Annotated in this window: 19 protein-coding genes, 4 tRNA genes and 1 riboswitch; of the genes, 12 read left to right on the forward strand and 11 right to left on the reverse strand. The window is 41.7% G+C overall.

The genetic code is table 11. The features are described from left to right. Window positions 1-358 precede the first annotated feature (358 nt). The 4 genes from DBR43_RS23230 to DBR43_RS23245 all read right to left on the reverse strand — a co-directional run bounded on the left by DBR43_RS23230 (window position 359) and on the right by DBR43_RS23245 (window position 781). Window positions 359-430, reverse strand: a tRNA-Glu gene (locus DBR43_RS23230). Between the two features lie 40 nt (window positions 431-470). Continuing rightward, window positions 471-546, reverse strand: a tRNA-Met gene (locus DBR43_RS23235). 46 nt (window positions 547-592) lie between these two features. Then, a tRNA-Glu gene (locus tag DBR43_RS23240) sits at window positions 593-664 on the reverse strand. A gap of 41 nt (window positions 665-705) precedes the next feature. Continuing rightward, window positions 706-781 (reverse strand) — tRNA-Met (locus DBR43_RS23245). Between the two features lie 110 nt (window positions 782-891). Here DBR43_RS23245 and era point away from each other — a divergent pair. Both era and der read left to right on the forward strand, forming a co-directional pair. Then, entirely contained in the window at window positions 892-1770 is an 879-nt protein-coding gene (gene era / locus DBR43_RS23250; protein ID WP_124585342.1) for a GTPase Era, read from the forward strand. A gap of 49 nt (window positions 1771-1819) precedes the next feature. Beyond that, window positions 1820-3121: a ribosome biogenesis GTPase Der gene (gene der / locus DBR43_RS23255; RefSeq protein ID WP_124585344.1), complete on the forward strand. Its 1302-nt coding sequence runs from the start codon at window positions 1820-1822 to the stop codon at window positions 3119-3121. A gap of 7 nt (window positions 3122-3128) precedes the next feature. Here der and DBR43_RS23260 read toward each other — a convergent pair whose 3' ends face one another. Continuing rightward, on the reverse strand, window positions 3129-4709 hold the full coding sequence (locus DBR43_RS23260; protein ID WP_124585346.1) for a S41 family peptidase: 1581 nt from the start codon (window positions 4707-4709) through the stop codon (window positions 3129-3131). A gap of 188 nt (window positions 4710-4897) precedes the next feature. Between DBR43_RS23260 and murQ the strand changes: the two genes are divergently transcribed. From murQ to DBR43_RS23290, 6 genes are all read left to right on the forward strand, one after another. Further along, window positions 4898-5704, forward strand: coding sequence for an N-acetylmuramic acid 6-phosphate etherase (gene murQ, locus DBR43_RS23265; protein ID WP_074608996.1), 807 nt, complete (start codon window positions 4898-4900; stop codon window positions 5702-5704). A gap of 11 nt (window positions 5705-5715) precedes the next feature. Next, entirely contained in the window at window positions 5716-6285 is a 570-nt protein-coding gene (locus tag DBR43_RS23270) for a hypothetical protein (protein WP_124585348.1), read from the forward strand. A 51-nt stretch (window positions 6286-6336) separates the two neighbouring features. Further along, window positions 6337-7089, forward strand: a complete 753-nt coding sequence (locus DBR43_RS23275) for a Bax inhibitor-1/YccA family protein (protein WP_124585350.1) — start codon at window positions 6337-6339, stop codon at window positions 7087-7089. A gap of 117 nt (window positions 7090-7206) precedes the next feature. Beyond that, window positions 7207-7316: riboswitch (SAM riboswitch) on the forward strand. Window positions 7317-7431: 115 nt separating this feature from the next. Next, window positions 7432-11091 (forward strand): methionine synthase, encoded by a 3660-nt coding sequence (gene metH, locus DBR43_RS23280; protein ID WP_124585352.1) that lies wholly within the window; start codon window positions 7432-7434, stop codon window positions 11089-11091. 31 nt (window positions 11092-11122) lie between these two features. Then, entirely contained in the window at window positions 11123-12079 is a 957-nt protein-coding gene (gene metF / locus DBR43_RS23285) for a methylenetetrahydrofolate reductase [NAD(P)H] (protein ID WP_124585354.1), read from the forward strand. 75 nt (window positions 12080-12154) lie between these two features. Continuing rightward, window positions 12155-12586: an META domain-containing protein gene (locus DBR43_RS23290; protein ID WP_124585356.1), complete on the forward strand. Its 432-nt coding sequence runs from the start codon at window positions 12155-12157 to the stop codon at window positions 12584-12586. Here DBR43_RS23290 and thrC read toward each other — a convergent pair. The 4 genes from thrC to DBR43_RS23310 all read right to left on the reverse strand — a co-directional run bounded on the left by thrC (window position 12573) and on the right by DBR43_RS23310 (window position 18267). Next, a complete protein-coding gene (thrC, locus tag DBR43_RS23295) occupies window positions 12573-13883 on the reverse strand; it encodes a threonine synthase (protein WP_124585358.1) in 1311 nt (436 codons plus the stop codon). The two genes, DBR43_RS23290 and thrC, sit on opposite strands and share 14 nt — an antisense overlap. A gap of 7 nt (window positions 13884-13890) precedes the next feature. Next, window positions 13891-14826, reverse strand: a complete 936-nt coding sequence (locus DBR43_RS23300) for a homoserine kinase (protein ID WP_124585360.1) — start codon at window positions 14824-14826, stop codon at window positions 13891-13893. Further along, window positions 14823-17270 carry a bifunctional aspartate kinase/homoserine dehydrogenase I gene (gene thrA / locus DBR43_RS23305; protein ID WP_124585362.1) on the reverse strand — a complete coding sequence of 816 codons (2448 nt, stop codon included), beginning with the start codon at window positions 17268-17270 and terminating at the stop codon, window positions 14823-14825. Before thrA ends, DBR43_RS23300 begins: the two co-directional genes overlap by 4 nt. Before the next feature lie 475 nt (window positions 17271-17745). Continuing rightward, complete coding sequence (locus DBR43_RS23310) at window positions 17746-18267, reverse strand: SMI1/KNR4 family protein (RefSeq protein WP_124585364.1); 522 nt, start codon at window positions 18265-18267, stop codon at window positions 17746-17748. A 138-nt stretch (window positions 18268-18405) separates the two neighbouring features. Here DBR43_RS23310 and rsgA point away from each other — a divergent pair, with 138 nt between their 5' ends. From rsgA to DBR43_RS23325, 3 genes are read left to right on the forward strand one after another with little or no spacing between them, the layout of a single operon-like run. Continuing rightward, window positions 18406-19326: a ribosome small subunit-dependent GTPase A gene (rsgA, locus tag DBR43_RS23315; RefSeq protein WP_124585366.1), complete on the forward strand. Its 921-nt coding sequence runs from the start codon at window positions 18406-18408 to the stop codon at window positions 19324-19326. A 6-nt stretch (window positions 19327-19332) separates the two neighbouring features. Next, the gene (dtd, locus tag DBR43_RS23320) at window positions 19333-19785 is read left to right on the forward strand and encodes a D-aminoacyl-tRNA deacylase (RefSeq protein ID WP_124585367.1); all 453 of its coding nucleotides are present in this window, start codon (window positions 19333-19335) and stop codon (window positions 19783-19785) included. A 1-nt stretch (window position 19786) separates the two neighbouring features. Then, window positions 19787-20113 (forward strand): nucleotide pyrophosphohydrolase, encoded by a 327-nt coding sequence (locus DBR43_RS23325; RefSeq protein ID WP_124585370.1) that lies wholly within the window; start codon window positions 19787-19789, stop codon window positions 20111-20113. A 3-nt stretch (window positions 20114-20116) separates the two neighbouring features. Here the strand turns inward: DBR43_RS23325 and DBR43_RS23330 are convergent, their stop codons facing one another. Next, window positions 20117-20584, reverse strand: coding sequence for an Lrp/AsnC family transcriptional regulator (locus DBR43_RS23330; protein WP_124585372.1), 468 nt, complete (start codon window positions 20582-20584; stop codon window positions 20117-20119). 158 nt (window positions 20585-20742) lie between these two features. Between DBR43_RS23330 and DBR43_RS23335 the strand changes: the two genes are divergently transcribed. Then, entirely contained in the window at window positions 20743-21933 is a 1191-nt protein-coding gene (locus DBR43_RS23335; protein ID WP_124585374.1) for a histidine decarboxylase, read from the forward strand. 102 nt (window positions 21934-22035) lie between these two features. On the opposite strand, the gene DBR43_RS23340 is transcribed toward DBR43_RS23335, so the two are convergent. Then, window positions 22036-22443, reverse strand: a complete 408-nt coding sequence (locus tag DBR43_RS23340) for an HIT family protein (RefSeq protein WP_124585376.1) — start codon at window positions 22441-22443, stop codon at window positions 22036-22038. Window positions 22444-22458 lie beyond the last annotated feature (15 nt).

Genomic DNA, 22458 nt, shown 5'->3' on the forward strand with positions numbered 1-22458 from the left:
CAACCCCTTACCAACCCCTCAGCAACACCAATGCCTATACAAACTGTCCTATACTAGGATAAGTTTACATATAGAAAGTAAATTACTGATTAGTGTTTACGTTGTTTTTTTGTTATACTAATATGGGTTTACAATGATAAATTTTATCACTGACATTAGTTTACCTAAAATTGCTGATTTTCCTATTCTGAGTTTACATAGGCTGTCTTATACTACGTAAGTTTACATATTGTCCGATCCTGAAAAGACTTTACCCCCGGGAATCCGCCTGCATCTTCATCCTATTTTAGACAATGACTCCAATGCAAAAAGCTTAGAAAAGCAAAAATCCCGCTCTACTTATCGTAAAGCGGGATCGTAGCCCGTAGGGGAATCGAACCCCTGTTTCCAGAATGAAAATCTGGCGTCCTCACCCCTAGACGAACGGGCCATTTTAGATTGCCTTAACCTTTACAGGTTACGAACCTAATTGGTAGCGGGGACCAGACTCGAACTGATGACCTTCGGGTTATGAGCCCGACGAGCTACCAACTGCTCCACCCCGCACTATTCCTTTTTAAAACTTCACTAAGCCTCTGCTTAATGATTACTGTAGCCCGTAGGGGAATCGAACCCCTGTTTCCAGAATGAAAATCTGGCGTCCTCACCCCTAGACGAACGGGCCATTTTAGAAGCGCCTTAATCTTATTAAGATCACGGCTTCTTTGGTAGCGGGGACCAGACTCGAACTGATGACCTTCGGGTTATGAGCCCGACGAGCTACCAACTGCTCCACCCCGCACTATATACAATTTCGTAGCTTTCGTTATTTGTTTAACTCTTGTTCCGAATTGGAATGCAAAGATATAATTCGTTTCTTTGTGGTGCAAATTTATTTTAAAAAATATTTTCATGTCACATAAAGCAGGTTTTGTAAGTATAATTGGTAAGCCCAATGCGGGCAAATCAACGTTAATGAATGCCCTGGTGGGTGAAAAGCTTTCTATCATTACTCCGAAAGCTCAGACTACCCGTCACCGGATTCTGGGAATAGTCAATGAAGAAAACTATCAGATTGTATTTTCTGATACTCCGGGCATCATAAAACCGCGTTACGGTTTGCAAGATTCTATGATGAGTTCGGTTAAAGGAGCCCTCACCGATGCGGATCTGATTTTGTTCGTTACCGACATTAATGAACAGTATGATGAGAACGATGTATTGGAAAAGATTATTGACACCACTATTCCAATGATTGTCCTGATCAATAAGATCGACAATGCCACACAAGAAGAGGTAGAAGAGAAAACTGCTTACTGGCAGGAAAAACTAAAACCGAAGCATATTTATGCCATTTCTGCACTACATCTATATAACCTGGATGGCATCATGGAGATGGTATTGGACCATTTACCGGAACATGCCCCATTCTATGATAAAGAAGACCTGACCGATCGTACCCAAAGATTCTTTGTTTCAGAAATCATCAGAGAGAAGATCTTTAACAACTATCAAAAGGAAATCCCATATAGCACAGAGGTCGTGATTACTTCTTTTAAAGAAGAAGAAAAAATCACCAGAATCAGTGCTGAGATCATTGTAGAACGCGATTCTCAGAAAAACATCCTGATCGGTAAAGGTGGTGCCATGCTGAAGAAAGTGGGTACCGAAGCCCGTAAGGATATTGAGAAATTTCTGGATCAGAAAGTATTCCTGGAGACCTTTGTAAAGGTGGTCCCAGACTGGAGAAGTAAAAAGAACTATTTAAAAAGTTTCGGGTACGAAAATTAAGCTTACCTTTGCAACCCCTTAATAACTAATACAATTCATACCAATACACATGAGCAACATTATCGCAATAGTCGGAAGACCAAACGTAGGCAAATCTACCCTATTTAACCGCTTAACAGAGAGTCGCAAAGCCATTGTTGATGATTTTAGCGGTGTAACCCGTGACCGTCATTACGGATCGGCAGAATGGACAAACAGACAATTTACAGTAATTGATACAGGAGGCTACGTAGCCAATTCTGAAGATGTTTTTGAAGCAGCCATCCGTGAACAGGTGGTGATCGCCATCGAAGAAGCAACAGTATTGTTGTTTATGGTAGATGTGGTAACCGGTATTACCGACCTGGATGACGAAATCGCACAATTACTTAGACGCAGTAGCAAACCAGTATTTATCGTTGTAAATAAAGTAGACAATACTCAATTGCAAAATGATGCTTCCGTATTTTACGGGTTTGGTTTAGGTGAGATCTATCCGATCTCTTCTATGACTGGTTCCGGAACAGGTGATCTGTTAGACGATGTAATCAAACACTTCGAAGATGTGGTAGAAGAAGAAAATGCTTTACCTAAAATCACTATCGTTGGAAGACCTAACGTAGGTAAATCATCTTTGATCAATGCACTAATCGGTAAAGAAAGAAATATTGTAACTCCGATTGCAGGTACAACGAGAGATTCTATCCACATTCACTACAATCAATTCGGACATGAATTTATGTTTATTGATACTGCCGGACTTCGTAAGAAGACCAAAGTAAAAGAGAACATTGAATTTTATTCTGTTATGCGTACCATTAAAGCGCTGGAAGAAGCTGACGTGGTTATCTTAATGATAGATGCCATGGAAGGACTAGAGTCTCAGGACGTCAATATTTTCCACCTTGCAGAGAAAAACAAAAAAGGAATTGTGATCCTGGTTAACAAATGGGATTTAGTAGAGAAAGACAGTAAAACTGTCAAAATATTTGAGGACCAAATTCGTCAGAAACTACAACCTTTCACTGATGTACCAATTGTTTTCACTTCTGTAGTCAATAAACAACGTATCTTCCAGGCTATCGAAACAGCATTAGAAGTATTCAAAAACAGAGGAAAGAAAGTTCCTACTTCTAAATTGAATGATGTCATGCTGCCAATTATCGAGAACTATCCTCCACCAGCATTGAAAGGAAAATACATCAAGATTAAATATATTACCCAGATCAACGGAACATCACCGATGTTTGCTTTCTTCTGTAACCTCCCTCAGTACATAAAGGAACCATATAAACGTTTCATTGAGAACAAACTAAGGGAAAATTTCAACTTTAGCGGAGTACCAATTCAGATTTATTTCAGACAGAAATAAAATACGATTACTGCAAACTGGTTAATGCCTGTTTGACCATAGCGTCACTTAAATTAAGCGCCTTGTAATAACCGGCATCACCCAGGTGGTATTTACACAACAACACTTTAATATCATTATAGATCAAAGGTCTGGCAGCCTGCAATAGCTTAGGCTCTATCACAATTCCCTTGGTCTGAATATACTTCAACAGGTCCTTGTAATCCGCATCATTGATGTTAAAGGTTGCAAGGTTCTGTTCAATAAAAGAAGAAGTATAGCGGTTTGCAAGAACATCATAGACAAAGTCAAATAATACTTTTTTCGCAATCAGCTTGGCATAGAACCGGTTAAATCCACTGGTATCCATTTTCACATAAACATCCGGCTGAATTCCACCACCTAAGAATAACTTTCCTTTCTTAACGCTATCTTTTACACTTACATTTTTTGAAGTCAGCTCCCCATCATTAAAGCGATCCTCAATCTCATTCTGATAGGCATTGTAGCCCTTTTTATAAGATTTCTGGATGCTTCTGCCTGAAGGCGTATAATATCTTGCTATGGTCAGGTTTAGGGCAGAACCATCTACAAAAGGAAACTGCTCCTGGACAAGTCCTTTTCCAAAAGAACGTCGGCCAATAATGATTCCCCTATCCAAATCCTGTACCGCACCGGCAAGAATTTCACTCGCAGAGGCAGAATTTTCATTGATCAGAATGGCCAGTTTCCCCTGTTCAAACTCTCCTCCACCAGTGGTAAAGTAATCCGTTCTCGGTTCGTGTTTGCCCTGGGTATATACAATTAATCTGTTTTCTGCTAAAATCTGATTCGCCAGCCCTGTCGCTGCAGTCAGGTAGCCTCCCCCATTGTCGCGAAGGTCAAGCACCAGTTTTTTCATCCCTTTACCTTTAAGCGCCCGGACAGATTCTACAAAGTCCTGATCCGTATCTGCACCAAAATTACTGATGCGCACATATCCGGTTTCGGTATTGAGCATATAAGCTGCATCAATACTGCTTACTTTTACCCGTCCACGATTCACAGTAAAGAGTACCGGGCTTGGATTTCCCGGATGCAGGATACTTAATTTTACAGCAGTACCTTTCTTTCCTTTGATCTTACCGATCATTTTTTCTCTTGGCAATGCCCTTCCGCTTACAAAAGTAGTATCTATTTTAAGAATTTTATCTCCCTGACGGATTCCTGAAAGAAAAGCAGGACCATCTTTGATCACATTGGTCACCAGCAAGGTATCATTAAGGATGTAATATTCAATTCCAATACCTTCAAAATTCCCCCCAAGGGCCTCAGCAAATTCATTCGCTTTTGCCGGAGGAAGATATACGCTATGCGGGTCCAGCTGATGTAACAAGCTATCTATAGGAAGGTGGTGTAAACTATCTGCATTCACCTCATCAACATAGTTTTTATTAATAATATGGATGATTTCGTCTACCTTCTCTGTATTGTCGGCAAGATAACCGGCCTGCTTTTTAACCTGAAATCCCTGATCTTTTAAGAACTTATACCCCACAAACATTCCACCTATCAGAACAACGGAATAAGTAAGGGCGATCAAAAGGTTATATCGGGTAGTCTTTTTCATGGTTAAATGCTGCGTAAAGTTATAAAATAACCCTGTCAATTAATAAATTAAGTCTTATTCATTTGTAATTGTTTTGATAAATTTCACGATTAACAGGAATGTTGCATAGTATCGTGTTATTTGAACTGATTTCCGGGAATATTTCCGGTTTAAAAAGAAAATCACGAATTTTATCAAAAAAACCATATATGATAAGAGTAACTGAGCAGGAGTCAAAGTATAACAACATCGATCAGATGTCGGTACTTCAAATTCTTCAAGACATCAATAAGGAAGACCAGACAGTTCCTCAGGCGGTGGAAAATGCCATCCCACAAATAGAGAAATTGGCTGCCTCAGTTGCAGAACGTATGATCAGTGGAGGCCGTCTATTTTATATCGGCGCCGGAACCAGTGGCCGCCTGGGTGTAGTAGATGCCTCAGAATGTCCTCCAACCTTCGGCGTTCCTTTTGATTGGGTAGTCGGTATCATTGCCGGTGGCGATACTGCAATCAGAAAAGCGGTAGAAAATGCCGAAGACGATGTTGAACAGGCATGGATAGACCTTCAGGAATACAAAATTAATGAAAAAGATTGCCTGATTGGGCTGGCCGCATCAGGAACTACTCCTTATGTGGTCGGCGGACTAAATACCGCCCGTAAACACGGCATCTTAACCGGGTGTATCGTTTGTAATGAAGGTGGCCCTATAGCTGCCGAGAGTGATTTCCCGGTAGAGGTAGTAGTTGGCCCGGAATTCCTGACCGGCTCTACCCGTATGAAATCAGGAACAGCACAAAAATTGGTTTTAAACATGCTTAGTACCACAGTAATGATAAAACTGGGTCGGGTAAAAGGAAATAAAATGGTAGACATGCAGCTGACCAACCATAAACTGGTTGATCGTGGCACACAAATGGTAATGGAAGAACTACACATCGACCATGATCAGGCGGCAGATCTGCTCATCCGTTATGGAAGTGTACGTAAAGCTGTAGAAGCAGGTACTAAATAATCTCATAAAATATGCACGAAATTGAGCCTTTCTATCTGTGGCGCGATGATTACATCGCTGCCGAAGATGAACGTTCGCCTTTTTACAATACGGAATACTCAGAGTTCTATTTCGACAAACAACTGTACAATTTCCTGATTCATCCACAATGGGATGACTTTGGATCCAATACACTATACCTTAAAGTTTTGTATACGGATTACGACAGGAATTATGCCATCATCGAGTTTATCGGAGAATGGAATGATGCAATCGGCAACGACATTATGCTGTTGAAAAGAGAGATCCTGGAACTGATGATCGATGAAGGAATTAATAAATTTATCCTTGTCGGAGAAAACATCCTGAACTTCCATTCTTCCGAAGATAGCTACTATGAAGAGTGGTTCCAGGATGTCGAAGATGGCTGGATCACCGGGATTAATTTTCAGCAACATGTAATCGATGAATTCAGAAGCGGCAATATTGACTACTACATAAACTTTGGCGGTCAGCTTGACGATTTGGCATGGAGAACATTAAAACCACTTCAATTATTTAAAAAAGTAGAAGAAATCCTGACAAAACGACTCGGGGCATAGGTTTTGTAAGAAGATAAACAATTAGTAACTTTAAACTAAAATTTAAATAAAATGGATAACAACAATAATTACCAATGGGCACACAAATCTGTCATTGCAGAACAGCAAACCGGAATGGTTGCCAAGAAGTTCTTCGCAAATGTGTTTCTATGGATGTTTGTAGCATTGAGTTTGTCAACAGTAGCAGCTTTGGTTATCTCTACTTCTCCAGCTGCATTAAGCCAGTTGGTGAATTTTGAAACCGGACAAAGAACTGTATTAGGATATATAGCCATGTTTGCCCCTCTGGGTCTGGTATTATTAATGGGAGCTGGATTTAGCCGCCTTTCTTATGGTGCATTATTAGGCGTTTTCGTCTTATTCTCTATCCTCTTAGGGGTGAGTTTGAGCTTTATCCTCTTAGTATACACCGCAGGATCTATTGTGGCTTGTTTTGCAGCAGCAGCAGGTATCTTTGGGATTATGGCCGTTCTTGGTTATACTACTGATGTAGATTTAAGTAAATTCGGACCAATTTTAATGGTTGGTGTTGCGGGATTATTCATTGCCAGCATCATTAACATGTTCCTTGGAAGCCCTACTTTTAGCTATGTGATGAGCTTCTTTGGTGTAGCCATCTTTACTGCCCTTACGGCTTATGATGTTCAAAAGCTGAAACGTATCGGTGCAGGTATTGAAGAAAATGGTGATCAGATGGTTGCTGCCGATGCTAAAAAATTAGCCATCATGGGCGCTTTATCACTGTATCTTGACTTTATCAACATCTTCCTGTTCCTATTAAGAATCTTCGGAAGCAGAAGATAATCACAATTTTACAGAATATTGTTCCGAAGGCCATGCAGATTTGCGTGGCCTTTGCAATTTTATATGCTTTAAGTGCTGTTTTTTTGGAAATCATTTTTCTTTGTTGCACTTTTGCAGTGCTTATAGAGAAAGACGGAGGGATTAGACCCTGCGAAGTCTTAGCAACCTGTGCTTACAAGGTGCTACATTCTACTGGAACCGGACCATTGGCTCCCGAAAGATAAGTTAAAGTCAATCCTATACCGGACTTTTCAATAAGCTTTTTGACTGCGTATAAAATAGTAACCAGTATGATATTCATACCCGGAAGCTCTTTTCTTACGCGTTACCGGAGAAAACAAAATGGACATTAGAGCAGAGTTAGAGAAACGCATATTGATTATTGATGGTGCCATGGGAACCATGATTCAGCGTTATATCCTGACAGAAGAAGATTTTAGAGGAGAGCGGTTTAAAGATCACCCATGTGATGTTAAAGGCAACAATGATTTGCTGAACCTCACACGCCCTGACATCATTAAAGCAATACACACCGAATACCTTAAGGCCGGTGCAGATATTATTGAAACCAATACTTTTAGTACCCAGCGCATTTCACTGGCAGATTACCAGATGGAAGAGTTGGATTATGAAATGAGTTTTGCCGGTGCAAAGATTGCACGCGAAGCGGTAGACGAATTCATGGCCGAAAATCCGGACAGAAGGTCTTTCGTGGCTGGTGCCGTTGGTCCAACCAACAGGACACTTTCCATCTCACCGGATGTGAACGATCCCGGATATAGGGCATTAACTTTCGATGAACTCGTAGATGCCTACGACCAGCAGGTGCGCGGATTGGTTGATGGCGGTTCCGATCTTCTATTAATTGAAACCATCTTTGATACCTTAAATGCCAAAGCTGCCATATTTTCTATTAAAAAATATGAAAAAGAGATTGGCAGAACGATAGACATCATGATCTCCGGAACCATTACTGACGCTTCAGGAAGGACCCTATCCGGACAAACTGTGGAAGCTTTCTTAAATTCGGTGATCCATGCCAACCCGATCAGCATAGGCTTTAACTGTGCACTGGGTGCCAAAGACATGAGGCCACACATTGAAGAGCTTTCCGCCAAGGCGACTTGTTACGTATCCGCCTACCCCAATGCAGGTTTACCGAACGAGTTTGGTGCCTATGATGAGATGCCTCATGAAACAGCGCATTTAGTAGAAGATTTTATACAACACGGATTTGTGAATATCGTGGGTGGTTGTTGTGGCACTACGCCTGAGCATATCAGCTGTATTGCTGCCAAAGCCAAAAAAGTTAGCCCAAGAAAAATCGCTGAAGTAGCCCCATACTTGCGTCTAAGCGGTCTGGAACCCGTAACTATCACCCCGGAAAGCATTTTTGTCAACATTGGTGAAAGAACAAACATCACCGGATCCCCTAAATTTTCAAAACTTATTTTAGGTGGCGATTATGAAGCTGCCCTTACTGTTGCCCGTCAACAGGTAGAAGGCGGCGCCCAGGTAATCGACGTAAATATGGATGAAGGGATGTTGGACGGAGAAGCGGCAATGGTCAAGTTCTTAAACCTGATCGCTTCTGAACCGGATATTTCCAAACTTCCAATCATGGTCGACTCTTCCAAATGGAGCGTAATTGAGGCCGGATTGAAATGTTTACAGGGAAAAGGAATCGTCAACTCCATCTCCCTGAAAGAAGGAGAAGAAAAATTTAAAGAAAGTGCCCTTAAAATCATGAATTATGGCGCCGCTGTAGTCGTGATGGCTTTTGATGAGCAAGGACAGGCAGATAACTTTGAAAGAAGAAAAGAAATCTGTAAGCGCTCTTATGATATTTTAGTGAATGAAGTCGGATTCCCTGCGGAAGACATCATATTTGATCCAAATATCCTGACCGTAGCAACCGGTTTGGAAGAACACAACAACTATGCAGTAGATTTTATTAATGCTACCCGATGGATCAAAGAAAACCTGCCTTACGCGAAAGTAAGTGGAGGAGTTTCCAATATATCTTTCTCTTTCAGGGGGAATAATACCGTGAGAGAGGCCATGCACTCTGCATTTCTGTACCATGCCATTAAAGCAGGTCTGGATATGGGGATTGTAAACGCCGGAATGCTGGAAGTTTACCAGGAAATACCACCGGAACTTCTGGAACGTGTGGAAGATGTATTGCTCAACCGCAGAGAAGATGCTACAGAAAGACTGGTAGAATTTGCAGATACCATTAAATCTAAGGGGAAAGAGATTGTCAGAGATGAGGAATGGAGAAAAGAAAGCGTAGAAAGCAGACTGTCCCATTCCCTGGTAAAGGGAATTATAGAGTATTTAGATGCCGATGTAGAAGAAGCCAGACAGAAATACCCTAAACCAATACATGTGATTGAAGGTCCGTTAATGGACGGAATGAACATCGTTGGAGATCTTTTTGGAGCAGGAAAAATGTTTCTTCCTCAGGTGGTGAAATCTGCCAGGGTAATGAAAAAAGCTGTAGCTTATCTCCTTCCTTTCATTGAGCAGGAAAAACTGGACAACCCCGACGGAAAAGCAAGTTCATCTGCAGGAAGAGTATTGATGGCTACTGTAAAAGGGGATGTTCATGACATCGGAAAAAATATTGTAGGCGTAGTATTAGCCTGTAATAACTTCGAGATCGTAGATCTTGGTGTCATGGTCCCTGCACAAACCATCATTCAGAAAGCCAAAGAAATTAATGCGGATATCATTGGATTAAGTGGTCTGATTACCCCATCACTTGACGAAATGGTACACTTTGCCAAAGAAATGGAACGCGAAGGCTTTACCATTCCCCTGATCATCGGCGGTGCCACCACCTCCAGAATTCATGCGGCAGTAAAAGTGGCTCCGAACTATTCAGGCCCTGCCATTCACGTATTGGATGCTTCCAGAAGTGTAACGGTATGCAGTACGCTGATGAATGAAGAAACCAGAGGTCCTTATATTGAAGGCATCAAAAAAGAATACGATAAAGCAAGAGAAGCACACTTAAACAAGCGATCTGATAAACGTTTTAAGACTTTAGAAGAGGCCAGAAAAGATCAGTTTAAGATCGATCTTGACCTGGTTGCTCCGGCTCCTGCATTTACCGGAACAAAAGTATTTGAAGACTACCCACTGGCAGAACTGGTTCCGTATATCGACTGGACACCATTCTTCCATACCTGGGAGCTTCGCGGCAGCTATCCTAAAATATTCAACGATAAGTTGGTTGGTGATGAGGCAAAAAAACTATTTGATGATGCACAGACACTGCTAAAAAGAATTATCGATGAGAAACTACTTACCGCAAAAGGTGTAATTGGCTTCTGGCCGGCAAATACAGTTGGCGACGATATCATCCTTGATGTGGAAGGACAGGAAGTAACCATTCATACTCTTCGCCAGCAGGCAGAAAAAGTAGCAGGCGAACCTTATTATGCCTTATCAGACTTCGTGGCGCCAAAAGAATCAGGCGTTGCTGATTATTTCGGCGGCTTTGCAGTCACCACAGGTATAGGATGTGATGAGCTTGTAGCCGAATTTGAAGCCAACTATGATGACTACAACAGCATCATGGCGAAAGCACTGGCCGACAGGCTTGCAGAAGCTTTCGCAGAAAGAATGCACGAACTGGTCCGTAAAGATTACTGGGGTTACGCAAAAGATGAACAACTAAGCAATGAGGCATTGATCAAAGAAGAATATGCCGGGATTCGGCCTGCACCGGGATATCCGGCCTGCCCGGAACATACCGAAAAAGGAACGCTCTTTGAATTGCTTGATGCAGAAAATAAGATAGGTCTACGATTAACGGAAAGCTACGCGATGTATCCAACCGCAGCAGTAAGTGGGTTTTATTTCGCTCACCCTCAGTCCAGGTATTTCGGTTTAGGAAAGATCACCAAAGATCAGATCGAAGAATATGCCCTTAGAAAAGACATGCCGATAGAAGAAGTAGAAAGATGGTTAAGTCCTAACCTCGCTTATTAATTACAGAAAACCAACCTAACAAAAAATATTAATGAAGATCGTAGACCATATCAGTAACGCAAAAGGAAAGCCCCTTTTCTCCTTTGAACTCTTACCACCAATAAAAGGGCAAAGCATTAAAGGTATTTTTGATGCAATAGATCCTTTAATGGAATTCAATCCACCTTTTATTGATGTGACTTACCTCAGAGAGGATTATATCTACAAACAACATCCAAACGGTTTGTTAGAAAAGATCGCTTACCGCAAACGTCCAAGTACAGTGGCTACCTGTGCAGCCATTATGAACAAATACAATGTGGATGCAGTACCCCACCTGATTTGCGGAGGTTTTACAAAGGATGAAACTGAAAACGCGCTGATCGATCTCCAGTTTTTAGGAATCGACAATGTGCTGGTTTTACGCGGAGATGCCCGGAAAAGTGATAACTCTTTTGTTCCAACTCCAGATGGACATGCTTATGCTTCAGAATTGTTACAACATGTAGTAGACATGAACAATGGCCGTTACCTTCATGATTATATGGAAGACGCCGCAAAGACTGATTTTTGTATCGGAGTAGCGGGTTATCCTGAAAAACATTACGAGTCGCCAAACCTGGATACCGATTTTAAATACCTGAAACATAAAGTCGATACCGGAGCCGATTTCATCGTTACACAGATGTTTTTTGACAACAAAAAATATAAAGCTTTAGTGGATAAATGCCGTGCAAATGGCATTAACGTCCCGATTATCCCCGGACTAAAACCAATCACGAGTAGTAAACAACTGGTTAGCCTGCCAAAGATTTTCCACCTGGATATTCCAATGGAACTGACTGAAGCCATCCAGGCCTGCAAGTCCGAGAAGGATGTAAAAGAAGTAGGAATAGAATGGATGATCCACCAGTGCCAGGAGTTAAAAGAAATGGGTGCACCTGTCCTTCACTTCTATACGATGGGCAATCCGGAACCTACAAAGAAGATCGTACAGGCAGTATTCTAGCCTTTTCATGATACCCGATAGGTATATTTTCGAATACTCTTTGTACCTTTCGGGTATCATTAAAACAATAAGGCTATGAAAAGAATCATGTTACTGGCAATTGTAATGACCGGCACTTTTGCTGCCTGCACTACCCTGAAACCCGGAACGATAGGAAATGGCGGATTATCTCAACTGGGAGGAACCTGGGAACTGAACTACATCTCTGGTCCGAGAATAGCTTTTAATGGTCTATATCCTGCAACAAAACCAACTATTACCTTTGATGTCACAGGGAAGAAATTAAGCGGAAATACCAGCTGTAATTCTTTCTCAGGCACTTTAATTGCAGACGACACTACCGTCAATTTCACACATCCGCTAGCCATGACAAAAATGGCCTGCCCCGGTGAAGGAGAGGCCACTTTTCTGGAAATGTTAAAAAAAGCAAGTACTTATTCTGTAAGTGACAGCACGCTTAACTTTATGATGGGCGATATTGCCATCATGCGCTTTAGTAAAAAGTAGTCAGATAGTTTTTAAAAGAACCATACTCCGTATCCATCTTTTCAGCATGTTTTAATTTAGCAGTCAGCTCCTGCACCTGTGCGGGGACTTGAATTTTGCTGCTCATCTCTTCCGAAAAGACATCTGGAAACTTACAGGCATGTGCCGTAGATAAAAACACCCCCGTGGCATTTTCCTGGGGGTTTTCCTTGTTATAATCTTCCAGCGCCAACCAGGCAATGGCAGTATGCGGACAAGCGATATATGCAAACCGATCATAGATCGAATGAATTCCTTCTAAGGTTTCTTCATCGGTATAACTATAACTTTTCAATACCTCCTGCAAAGCAGCTTTATCCTGATTAAAGAGGTCCATGATCCTTACCCAATTACTTGGGGCACCTACGTCCATGGCATTGGCATAAGTCTGCACAGAAGGTCTTGTTTCGTATATCCCTGTTTTCAAATACCTGGGAACAGTATCGTTTACATTCGTAGCAGCTATAAACTGTTTTACAGGAAGTCCCATCTTATAGGCCAGTAATCCGGCAGCAATGTTTCCAAAATTACCACTGGGCACGGAAAATATCACTTCTTTTTTTCCTGCCCTGCGGAGTTGCGCATAAGCATTGAAATAATACAAAGTCTGAGGGATCAGCCTGGAAATATTGATAGAATTAGCAGAAGTCAGACGGAGTTTGCGATTCAATTCCTCATCCGCAAATGCCTGTTTCACCAAATGCTGACAATCATCAAAAGTTCCCTCCACTTCTATGGCATGAATGTTCTGACCATTCGTGCACAATTGCAATTCCTGAATTTCACTCACTTTCCCTTTTGGATAAAGAATGGTTACCCTGGTATTCGGTACCCCAAGAAACCCTAATGCCACCGCTCCTCCTGTATCACCGGAAGTCGCAACCAGAACATCCAGTAATTGCTCTCCATCTTTCAGGAAATAAGCCATAATCCGGCTCATGAACCTGGCTCCAAAATCTTTAAAAGCGAGTGAAGGGCCATGAAATAGTTCCAATACATAGGTCTCGGCTTCAAGTGGTACCACTGGTGCGTCGAAATTAAATGCCTCGTCAATGATCTTTTGCAAATCTTCGGCTGGAATAGCATGATCCAATAATGCTGAAGCTACCTTGAAAGCAATCTGTGGTAAAGTATACTGATCGATTTGTTGAATAAACTCCTGATCCAATACCGGAATATTTACCGGCATGTACAAGCCTTTATCCAAAGGCATGCTGTTAAAAACAGCGGTAGGAAAGTCTACGTTTAAATCGTGATTATTAGTACTATATAGTTTCATAATGGGGTTAATCTAAAATAACAGGACCTTTTTTATTTACTTCGGATACAAAAGACAAGCTATTGATGCCAATGCCTTTTAAATGCTGCTGCAGCTTCTGAGTGATTGCCCTGGCTATTGCCTCGTCTTTTGTTAAAGCAAAAACCGAAGGACCAGAACCGGAAATACCAAAACCCGTAGCTCCTGTTTTCATAGCCAGACTTCTTAGTTTATAGAAATCAGGGATTAAAATAGAGCGCGTAGGCTCTACCAGAATATCGGTCATACTTCTGCCAATCAGGTCATGATCTTTCAGAAACAAACCACTTACCAGACCCGCAACATTTCCCCATTGGGTAACCGCATCTTTTAAAAACACTTTAGAACGAATCATCTGTCTGGCATCCTTAGTAGGCACATCGACTTCCGGGTATACAATAGCTGCATACAGATCATCAGGATGTGGTAAACTGATAATGTCCAGCGGTTGATAGCTTCTGATCAATACAAAGCCTCCCAAAAGCGCCGGAGCCACATTATCAGCATGTCCGTAACCGCAGGCCAGTTCCTCTCCTTTCATCGCAAAAGGAACAAGTTCTTTATTGGTCAACAAATTATCAAACAAGGTATTTACAGCAAATAAGCCGGCAACGGTACTGGCCGAACTTGATCCCAACCCACTGCCTATCGGCATCTTCTTATGCAATTCAATTTCTATTCCCGTATCCGGTTTCCCAATATGGTTCAGGTAATGCTGGACACTGGCACTTACCGTGTTTTTCTTTGGATCCAGTGGCAACCGCCCATCATCACCAGTGATCTTTGTGATCTTGATGCCGGGAGTTTCCGTTAACTTCATAATAACTTCATCACCGGGTTCATTTACCGCAAAACCCAGAACATCATATCCACAAACTACATTGGCAACTGTCGCTGGGGCAAAAACTCTTATAGACTCTTTCATCGTTTACCTACATTAATTATATCTGCAAAAACACCCGCAGCGGTTACTTCCGCACCAGCACCAGGCCCTTTAACCACCAATGGACGGTCTCTATACCGGTCTGTGGTAAAAGAAATAATATTGTCACTTCCGGAAAGCATGTAGAAAGGATGACCATCATCTACCATTTGTAAGGTGATCATTACTTTTCCTGCTTCCAGCTTCCCGATGTATCTTAGCACTTTATTACTTGAGGCAGCTTCCTGCTTCAGTTTCTCAAAATAGTCTGTATTGTTTTCCAACTCCTGATAGAAATCTGCCACGGTAGCTGCAGCCAAACAAGCCGGTGGGAGCATACTTTCAATCTCAATATCACTTTCTTCCAATGGATAACCGGCGTCACGGGCCAGAATGAGCATCTTTCTCATAAAGTCTTTCCCGTTCAGATCATCTCTCGGATCTGGCTCCGTATATCCTTTATCCTGCGCTTCTTTCACCACTTCATGAAACAATTTATCTCCTTTATAATTATTGAAGATATATGAGATCGTACCTGATAGAATGGCTTCAATCCGATCTATCCGGTCGCCACTCATCATCAGGTCTTTTAAAGTCCGGATGATCGGCAAACCTGCACCCACATTTGTTTCATAGTAAAAATCGACTCCATATTTTCTCGCCGCCTGTTTAAAAGCAACGTATTGTTCATAGTCTGCAGAGTTCCCGATCTTATTACAAGTCACCACGGAAATACTGGATTGAAGCACATCCTGATAAAACTGAATCGGATTATGGCTGGCGGTATTGTCTACAAACACACAGTTCGGTAGATTCATCGCTTTCATCTGTTTGATAAATACCGCTAAATCTGCCGGTTCACCATGTGTTTCCAGATCTTTCTCCCAGCTGCTTAAAGCAATGCCTTCTGCATTTTGGTACATTTTACGGGTATTACTTACGCCCATCACTTTTACCTGAAGGTCGTTGTTGGTCGCTAAAAAGTCCATCTGAGCCTCCAGCTGTGTGAATAACGTCTTTCCGATATTACCAGTCCCCAGACAAAATACGTGTAAAGTTCTTTTCAGATTAGCATAAAAAGCATCATGGACCGCGTTTACTGCCTTTGAAAGGTCAGGCTTGGAGATAATCACAGAAATATTATACTCTGAAGAACCTTGTGCGATTGCGCGTACATTCACACCATTCCTTCCCAAAGCATTAAATAACTTCCCTGACATCCCCGGCGTCTTTTTCATATTCTCCCCTACAATCGCCAGGGCAGCCAGTCCGTTTTCCACTTCAGGATATTCCAGTTTGCGCGCCTGAAGCTCCAGTTCGAATTCCTTATTGATCAGGGCAAGTGCTTTCAGGGCATCGGCAGGTTTCACTGCAAAAGTAATGCTGTGCTCCGAAGAAGACTGGGTAATCAGGATGATATTGATTTGCTCCCGTGATAGTAAGGAGAATAACCTTCCGCTAAAACCGGCTTTTCCCACCATTCCACTTCCTGTAAGGTTCAGCACACTGATCTCATCAATAGAAGAAATCCCTTTGATCGGCAATTTCGAAACACTGGTTCCATGTTTGATATAGGTTCCAGGAAAGTCTACATTGAACGTATTTTTAATCACAATAGGGATTCTCTTTAAAAATGCAGGGATCATTGTTGGAGGATAGATCACCTTTGCACCAAAATAAGAAAGCTCCATCGCTTCGGTATAACTCAGCTCCGGCAAAGAGAACGCTTTTTTTACCATTCTCGGATCTGCAGTCAACATTCCGTCTACATCTGTCCAGATCTGAATCTCCGCTGCATTTAACGCAGAGCCCCAGATTGCAGCCGTGTAGTCACTTCCACCTCTCCCAAGAGTAGTGATTCTGCCCTCATCGTTGCTGGCAATAAAGCCGGTCACAAACAATAGCTTATCCGCATTACTCTCCTGGAAATCCCTGATCAGGGTCTCTGTGAGATAGGTATTCACTTTTGCCTGTCCGAAATTATGATCTGTTTTAATCAGCTCTGATCCGTCCACATAAAGGGCGTTCGGGAAAGTTTGCCTGGCAATATGACTGATCATCACCGTAGAACAACGTTCACCGTAACTTAAGATCAGGTCCTTCGTCTGCAGACTTAGCTCCCGAAGGTTATAAACCGACTGTAAGATTTCTTCCAGCTCATTAAAATAGATTTTAAGCTTGGTCAGTACCGGGTTCTGAGCGTTCGCAGGCAATAAAGCCCGGATCACATCAAAGTGTTTTTTCTCAATTGTTTTTAACTCCTCGCTATAATCCCTAGCCTGCCCTGCGTTTTCTGCCATCTCGACCAGGGCATTGGTTACCCCACTCATGGCCGATAAGACGACAATAGGATTTTCAGCGCCTTGCTGATCCTTAAGGATACTTAACAATGCACTGATGCTTTGCAAAGAACCGACTGATGTACCTCCAAATTTTAAAATATTCATAATTTACGGTTAAAAAAAAAGCGCCTTCCCCGATTAGAGGAAGGCGCTTTTTGTGGTTTTTAGTTTTTTATTTTTACCCATTAGCTAGCCTCCCTCCGAGATATCCCGGTGGTGGTAATAATGGAAATAATGGTTGAATTATTAAACATTGTATTTTTTACACTTACTGTGCTCTGACGTAAAGTAAAGTTATATTTTTCTAATTAGCAAATGATTAATAAAATATTTATCTGATTTTTCAAAAGTTTGCGTTTGAAGCAGATTAAACCAAGTACTCAAAATGACAGCCCCCTAAGTCGCTCATTTTCAGCACCGGGTCAAAACAGGAAAACAGCAGCTCATTTTATAAGCTGACCCAAATTTTGAATCCAGGAACTTTATTGTAGGAATGACCATTAGGAATACCACCAATGATTTTCATAACAGCATCAATCTGCAATACCTGTTCTGTCTGATCCTTTCCTGATAATCTGGTTTAATATTTGTAAGGATACAAATCAAAAATAACAGGATTTATAGCATCCAACCCTACTTTTAACAATTGCGCTGTTGCTGCCTCCGGATAACCTTCATCAAGTAAAGATTCAAACTCCTGAAACAGGAAAGCGGCCTGAATAAATTCCGGAAAGTTTATTTGAAGACTCAAAAAATCTGACTTAGCATCATATTCCCCCTGATCATGGTCGTAAAATAAAACACAGCCCGAAGTTCGGTCAAGAAACCATCCATCTCCCTGACCTGAACTGCCAATCATCCACAGGGAGGAATATAAATCAGAATAGTTCTCTTCTATGTAACGATTCTCTTTTAAAGCTTTTTCATATCCAAACAATTCAATATCAGGAGTAATTTCAAGCCCCTCATACGTCGAGATATAGCACAGATAATGAAGATCAGATATCGGAACTTCATCCGTGTTTTCAATTTTAGATTTCCGTATTTTTAAGAAATGTAACAATTCTTCAATTCTTTTCTTCACAAATAATGTACTGCTCATTCTCTCTTTATTGACATTAATATAATTCCTTTTTTCACTGCTCAACAACTATTCCAGCAACCGGTAAAAACGATAAATATGATCAATCCGTTCAAAAAATAATTACCCTAAAACAATTTCTTACCTTTACACCATCATATGCAAGGATTAGTCATAAAATCAACAGGAAGCTGGTATCAGGTACACGCAGAAAATGGTGTCGATTACGACTGCCGTATTAAAGGGAAGTTTCGAATTCAGGGCATTCAAACGACTAACCCCATCGCTGTCGGCGATCAGGTCGAATTTGAACTTGAACCCAACTCAGACAATGGTGTTATCTATAAATTACACGACCGGAAGAACTACATCATCCGTAAATCTATTAACCTGTCTAAGCAGGCGCAGATTATTGCAGCCAATATGGATCAGGCTTTTTTAGTTGTTACCCTCGCTTCACCACGGACTTCATTGGGTTTTATCGATCGCTTCCTCGCCACTGCGGAAGCTTATGATATTCCTGCGGTCCTGATCTTCAACAAGCTGGATTTATTTAATGAAGATGGATTGGCTATTCTGGAAGATTATAAGAGTATCTATGAAAACATTGGTTACCCATGCTATACGGTATCGGCATTGGAAGGAACCAACATCCCTCAGATCGAAAGTCTGTTAAAAGATAAAACGACCCTATTCTCCGGACACTCAGGAGTAGGAAAATCAAGCCTGATCAATGTGCTGCTTCCTGGCAGAAGTATCAAAACCGGTGAAATATCTGAAGCAAGTGACAAAGGACAGCATACCACTACTTTTGCAGAAATGCACACCCTTCCCTTCGGAGGATACCTGATCGATACACCCGGCATCAGAGAATTGGGCATCTTTGACATCAGGCCCGAAGAACTGGGTCATTATTTCAGAGAAATGAGGGCCTTGCTTAATCAATGTCGGTTCAACAACTGCAGACATGTCAATGAACCCGGATGTGCGGTCATCACTGCTGTAGAAAACGGAGAAATCGAAATCAGCAGGTATGAAAGCTACCTCAGCATTTACAATGGCAACGAAACCCGCGCTTAAATCCCAATGAGAGCAATTATACAAAGAGTTACTGAAGCAAGTTGTGTAGTCGAAGGAGCAATTACCGGCAGCATCAAGACCGGCTTCCTGGTATTGTTAGGCATTGAAGATGCCGATACCGCCGAAGATCTGGATTGGCTGAGCCAAAAGATCGTCAACATGAGGATCTTTGGAGATGAAAATGACCTGATGAATAAATCGCTGGCAGATGTAGATGGGAATATTCTTCTGATCAGTCAGTTTACTTTATTTGCCGCAACAAAAAAAGGCAACAGACCTGGCTTCACCAGGGCTGCCCGGCCAGACAAGGCCATCCCACTTTACGAAGAAATGATCAAAAAACTATCCGCCCTTCTCCAAAAGGAGTTACAGACCGGAATCTTCGGCGCAGATATGAAGATCAGCCTGGTGAACGATGGCCCGGTAACCATTATGATAGATACCAAAAACAAAGAATAATATGACCATAGCAGAAGCACAGGAAACCGTAGATCAATGGATAAAAAATACAGGCATCCGTTATTTCAATGAGCTCACCAATACAGCAATCCTCATGGAGGAAGTAGGCGAAGTTGCCAGGATCATGTCCAGAAAATATGGAGAACAGTCTTTCAAGAAAAGCGATGAAGCAGTAGACCTTGCTGATGAAATGGCTGATGTCTTGTTTGTACTCATCTGTCTGGCAAATCAAACGGGAATCAACCTGACCGAAGCCATGGAAAAAAACCTGGTTAAGAAATCCATCAGGGATGCAGACCGACACAAGAATAACGAAAAATTAAAGTAACAGCTATTTTTCGATCACATAAGCAGTATTGTGCTTAATCTCCGTCATCACAAATAAGCTGTTCACATTGGCAATATTCTCAATAGCGGCCAGCTTATTGGTTAAAAAATCCTGATACCTGTTCATGTCATTGACCACTACTTTTAGCAGGTAATCATAGGTTCCGGCAACGTGATAACATTCCATCACCTCATCGAGCTTGCTCATGGCGGCTTCAAACTTCTTTAACAGCGGAAGAGAGTGCACCTGCAAAGTAACATTACAAAATGCAGCCAGCGTCTTGCCTATCTTTTCCCGGTCCAGTAAGGTCACATAATTTCTGATTACCCCAGACTTTTCGATCTTTTTCAGACGTTCATAGGTGGGTGTAACGGTTAAGCCCACCTTATGCGCAATCTCCTTTGTATTCAACCTTGCATTGTGCTGTAAAGCGTTTAAAATGCGCTGATCCATCTTATCGAACTGTTCCATCTAGTTTAGTTTTTCTGAATTTTAAAATAATTAAGCCCATTTTAGATTAAAAAGACTAATTAGACACCAAATTAAGTGTTTATTTTCTATTATAATCAAATTAAAAGATCAATTAACTGGTTATATATAAATTTGAAGTCTAAACAATCTGAATAACCATGGAATTTAATCTTTCAACCGAAGACAATAAAAGACTTGCGGAGCTATATGAAAAGGTGCAATCGAAAACCCGTTTGTTCCTTGGCTACCCGGTATCTAAAGATTTTGACTATACCCCGCTCCTTCCCTTCCTGCAATATCCGATCAATAACCTTGGAGACCCTTTTACAGAATCTACTTATGCGGTAGATACCAGAGAGCTGGAAAGAGATGTAGTTCGTTTCTTTGCTGAACTCTTCCGCGCACAACAAGACAATTGGTGGGGATATGTGACCAATGGAGGCTCAGAAGGAAACATGTATGGCCTGTACCTCGCCAGAGAACTTTATCCAAAGGCGATGGTCTATTATTCCGACTCAACGCATTACAGCGTTCAGAAGAACCTTTTGCTGCTGAACATGCCCAATATTGCCATCCGCTCCCAGGCCAACGGAGAAATGGATTATGAAGACCTGCACAACAGCCTCCTCATGAACCGTCACCTGCCGGTAGTAATCTTCGCCAATATAGGAACAACCATGACAGAAGCAAGGGATGATGTGAAAAGGATTAAGGGAATTCTGAAAAATCTGGCCATCAAAAACCATTATATCCATGCTGATGGTGCTTTATCAGGAAGTTACAGCGCATTTATTGAACCCCGTCCAGCCTTTGACTTTGCCGATGGCGTAGACAGCATTGCCATCAGCGGGCATAAATTTATGGGGACCCCTATGCCTTGCGGCCTGGTGATCGTTAAGAAAACAAACCGCGACAGGATCGCACGTTCTATAGATTATATTGGCAGCGTGGATACCACCATCACTGGTTCCAGAAATGGACATAGCCCATTGTTTCTTTGGTATACCCTGAAGAAATTAGGAATGAAAGGTCTAAAAGAAAGGGCAATGCACAGTCTGGCCATCGCCACTTATGCAGAAGAACAGCTGAAAAGCCTGGGCATTGAGGCCTGGAGAAATCAGAACGCCATCACTGTTGTTTTTCCTGCCCCTTCAAAATGGATTTGTCAGAAATGGCAGCTTGCTTCAGAAAGCGGCTTATCTCACATTATCTGTATGCCAAATGTGGATAAAAACCAAATTGATGAACTGATCTGCGACATCATTTCCGATCCGGAACAGATCAATTACAGTTTCCAGAAAGGGACCTCGGAAATGGCAAAGGATATGTCCTTCTCAAATACATTTTAATCATAGAAGGAAAGGCTCCCGGCCAAAAAATTTTAGCAATAAAAAAGCGGGTATCCACTGGATACCCGCTTTTTATACGATACAGACGAATATGTTCAGCCTTTAAGAAGTACTTTCACTCAGTGCTGCTTTGATCTTTATCGCAGCTTCCGCCAGTTCTTCAGAGGAAGGTTGTAGCTTTTCTTTACTAAAGTTCATATCGTTCACGGAATTCATAGGAATGAGGTGAATATGCACATGAGGCACTTCCAGGCCAATCACCGCAACACCTACTTTTTTACAGGGAAAGGCTTCCTTCAGACCCGTAGCTACAATTTTAGCAAACAAGGTCAGTCCGAAATAGCTTTCTTCATCCATGTCAAAAATGTAATCAATCTCCTTTTTAGGAATCACGAGGACATGGCCCATAGTAAGAGGATTTACATCTAAGAAAGCCAGGAACTCTGTGGTTTCCGCTACAACATGTGCAGGGATTTCACCATCTACTATTTTTGAAAATATGCTTGCCATTGGATAAAATGTTAA

It is taken from the genome of Pedobacter sp. KBW06, from assembly GCF_003852525.1.
Classification (GTDB): Bacteria; Bacteroidota; Bacteroidia; order Sphingobacteriales; family Sphingobacteriaceae; genus Pedobacter.